Annotated in this window: 3 protein-coding genes and 2 pseudogenes; 3 read left to right on the top strand and 2 right to left on the bottom strand. The window is 55.7% G+C overall.

Annotation, left to right across the window (positions count from 1 at the left end):
- From QCH34_RS10520 to ribB, 3 genes and pseudogenes are all read left to right on the top strand, one after another.
- Nucleotides 1-248: pseudogene (locus QCH34_RS10520) on the top strand (hypothetical protein); the annotation flags it as partial.
- Nucleotides 249-277: 29 nt separating this feature from the next.
- Nucleotides 278-946: a DUF120 domain-containing protein gene (locus QCH34_RS10515; RefSeq protein WP_300333865.1), complete on the top strand. Its 669-nt coding sequence runs from the start codon at nt 278-280 to the stop codon at nt 944-946.
- Nucleotides 939-1631 carry a 3,4-dihydroxy-2-butanone-4-phosphate synthase gene (gene ribB, locus QCH34_RS10510; RefSeq protein WP_300333863.1) on the top strand — a complete coding sequence of 231 codons (693 nt, stop codon included), beginning with the start codon at nt 939-941 and terminating at the stop codon, nt 1629-1631. Before QCH34_RS10515 ends, ribB begins: the two co-directional genes overlap by 8 nt.
- Here ribB and QCH34_RS10505 read toward each other — a convergent pair.
- Together QCH34_RS10505 and QCH34_RS10500 are read right to left on the bottom strand one after the other, a co-directional pair.
- Nucleotides 1621-2193, bottom strand: coding sequence for a nucleic acid-binding protein (locus QCH34_RS10505; protein ID WP_300333861.1), 573 nt, complete (start codon nt 2191-2193; stop codon nt 1621-1623). The genes ribB and QCH34_RS10505 overlap by 11 nt on opposite strands.
- Nucleotides 2190-2573, bottom strand: a pseudogene (locus QCH34_RS10500) (nucleotide-binding protein); the annotation flags it as partial. The gene QCH34_RS10505 and the pseudogene QCH34_RS10500, both read right to left, overlap by 4 nt.

Raw genomic sequence — 2573 nt, 5'->3', positions numbered from 1 at the left:
CCCGGCAGGTGGTGGGAGCGCTTATTGAAGCCTGCTATAATGAGGAACTCACGATGTATGCAGTACAGCACCTCAAAAAGTTCTATTCCGGATTTGGATTTGTCCCAATCCCGGAAACAGATCTCCCTGCATCTGTCCGTGAGCGCTACCTCTGGGCGGCAGGAAATCTTGAAGGGGCGGAAGTGATCCCGATGAGGCGGGTTCCCGGACGACCCCCGATCCTCACCGGTTTCGATACCCATAAATAGGCAGCCTCCCAAATTTGATGATCATGCAGATGCCTGATGCGGGAGATCTTCCTGTACTAAAAGCAATTGCTCTTCTCGGGGGGTGCCGCGGGCCGGTCAGGATATCAACCCAGAGCCTCGGCACCACCCTCGGGACAAGTCCACAGACGATCTCACGCCGTTTGAAGTCGCTTGATTCAGCCCACCTGATCACAAGGAACGTCGATCCATCAGGCCAGTCTGTTGAGGTGACAAAAACCGGGGAGGAGATCCTCAGGCGTGAACATGCCGAGTACTGCCGGATCTTCTCAAGAACCGGCGGGCATTTCATCCTGAAAGGAGCGGTCATCTCCGGGCTTGGGGAGGGCCGGTACTACATGTCCCTTGACCATTACAAAAACCAGTTCAGGATGAACTGCGGATTTGAACCGTACCCCGGCACCCTGAATCTCAGGCTGATCCAGCAGAGTATTCCGGTACGAAAGAAACTTGATTCCCTTGAATGGACGACAATTCCAGGCTTTTCAGACGAGCACAGGACATTTGGTGAGGCACGCTGCCTCCCCTGCCGGATCAAGGGGATCCCCTGTGCCCTGATTGTGCCTGGCAGGACACATTACCCCGAGGATATCATCGAACTCATTGCCGGTGTGCCGCTCAGGGACGAACTCGGGCTGGAAGATAACGATATTATCGAGGTGGAGATCGGATATGATTAACGACGCAATCAATGCACTCAGAGAGGGGAAATTCGTCCTCATCTACGACTTTGACAACCGGGAACGCGAGACCGATCTCTCGATCCGATCAGATGCAGTAACCTCGCAGGATATTCTCAGAATGAGAAAGGATGGCGGCGGGCTCATCTGCACCGCAGTCCACCCGGAAGCAGCTAAGACACTCGGTCTCCCGTTTGCAACAGATGTCTTCTCCCGGTGCGGCGAGCTTGGGGAGAAGGAGGGGGATGTCCCCTATGACCGGAAGAACCACTCCTCATTCTCGCTCTGGGTGAACCACCGCGAGACCTTCACCGGCATCACCGACCATGACCGTGCCCTGACGATCACAAAGGTCGCAGAACATGTCCAATCAGCCATGAACGGGGGCGGACTCCCGCCATTCGGAAAAGAATTCCGCACTCCGGGTCATTCCGCACTGCTCCGTGCAGCAGATACCCTCCTTGACCAGCGGCAGGGCCAGACCGAGCTCTCGATCGCCCTTGCCATCATGGCCGGGGTCACTCCGGCCGTCACCGTCTGTGAGATGCTCGATGACGAGACCGGAAACGCCCTTGGGAAAGATAAGGCACGGGCATATGGAGAGGAGCATGGCTTTCCGTTTGTTACTGGCGAAGAGATCATCGAGGCGTGGGACGGTTGGAAAAAAGAGAAAATTATTGTCTGATCGCCGTTAAGGCGTCATAGACCATCTTTTTATAGGATTCAAGATTCGGGTTGTATTCCCGTTGTGCTGCTTCGGCATCGGGGCTCTTCTCGAACGCATCAATACGGTCAAGGGTCGCCTCGGCACAGTCAAGCACCCAGAGATCCCGCATATTCCGATCAACTGCGGTCACCGTCTCGGCACGAACCGAGATGAGGACATTGCCGTCAGGTGTCTCATATGCATTCGGCTTCCCGACAACTGCAACAAAGGCCGGGGATTCGAGTTTTGCGATCTGCTGCATCGCCTCGGGCTGGTATGATCCTGCACTGACAAAGAAGGTGCCGGTAGGATCTGCAACCCGTGCAAGATACATGCTGTGCTGTTCGCCACGCTTCTCCTTCTGTGTGAGCGAACCGACGATGAAGATCCGGTTTGAACGCTCGCCTGTCGGGAGGAGGATATAAGTCGGGCTCTTTTCGTCATCGCCTTCCCGGAAGGAGTGGCGGGCATCGCGGAGTTCCGCGGCAAAGACACGCTTTGCCGGTTCACGGACATAACTCTGGGTACGCGCTTGTGTCATGCGAGATCGCCTCCTGCACGGTTCAGAAGGGCAGTCTGCCTGCTCATGTCAGGGGTAAGCCATTCAGCATGGTTGGCAATAAAGAGATCTTCAAACTGGCGGGCGGTGACTTTCAGGTATCGCCCGAGTGCCCGCTCGTTAAGCTGGCGGATCACTTCATCCGCTCCAAGCGGCTGGTTCTCGGCAATCTCCTGTGCCTCGGCAAGAGTCATCTGGAAGAGAGATTCAACCACTTCACGCGGAAGCAGGATGTTCCGTGCGATATGGCCGTCATCCAGGGTACCCCTGATCCGGAGATCATACTTGAAATCAGGTTTGAACTCATGGATCGGGCAGAAGTTCTGGCGGGAGAGGACACGGTTACACCCTTCCTCGGGACA

Origin of the sequence: Methanocalculus sp. (assembly GCF_029762515.1) — an archaeon.
GTDB lineage: Archaea > Halobacteriota > Methanomicrobia > Methanomicrobiales > Methanocorpusculaceae > Methanocalculus.
Note: the sequence above shows the minus strand (reverse complement) of the source record. Positions and strands in the feature narration are given on the sequence as shown.

What these genes read in the sequence shown, in the direction of transcription:
- QCH34_RS10515 (WP_300333865.1), top strand. Translation starts at nt 278, where the DNA reads ATGCCTGATGCGGGAGATCTTCCTGTACTAAAAGCAATTGCTCTTCTC.
- ribB (WP_300333863.1), top strand. Translation starts at nt 939, where the DNA reads ATGATTAACGACGCAATCAATGCACTCAGAGAGGGGAAATTCGTCCTC.
- QCH34_RS10505 (WP_300333861.1), bottom strand. Translation starts at nt 2,193, where the DNA reads ATGACACAAGCGCGTACCCAGAGTTATGTCCGTGAACCGGCAAAGCGT.